Annotated in this window: 1 protein-coding gene; it reads right to left on the minus strand. The window is 42.6% G+C overall.

Annotation, left to right across the window (positions count from 1 at the left end):
* Window positions 1–446, minus strand: a 446-nt coding sequence (locus BCU91_RS05000) for a tandem-95 repeat protein (RefSeq protein WP_157936264.1), incomplete at both ends; no start/stop codon positions are given.

Consider the following 446-nt stretch of genomic DNA (forward strand, 5'->3'; position numbering starts at 1 on the left):
GTAATTGAGCCATCTTCGTCAACCGAATACGCTAAATTACCTGACACAGGGGCATCGTTAATCGGCAACACATCCACTGTCATTTGTGTAGTAACCGTTGCGCCCTCTTCGTCCTGAATAACAATATCCAGTGTCACTTCGCCATGGAAGTTTTCATTAGGGGCAAAGCTACAAGTCCCATCACCATTAACACTGAAAATACCATCAGGGCCTGTATAACTAATCTCAACCAATGAGACATCACCTTCAATATCTGATGCATTCGCTAAGATTTGGCTTTCATTAAATGTCAGCACACTGTCTTCATCGATAGTGTAAGAAACAGGGCCTGCAATCGGTAAATCATTGACTGCGATAACCTCAATGCCTGCATTACCAACAGTGATTGCACCAGCTTCATCCACAACAGACACATCTAAGTTAATATCGCCGTTGAAGTTTTCATT

Origin of the sequence: Shewanella sp. 10N.286.52.B9 (assembly GCF_002873635.1) — a bacterium.
In the GTDB taxonomy this organism is placed as follows: domain Bacteria; phylum Pseudomonadota; class Gammaproteobacteria; order Enterobacterales; family Shewanellaceae; genus Shewanella.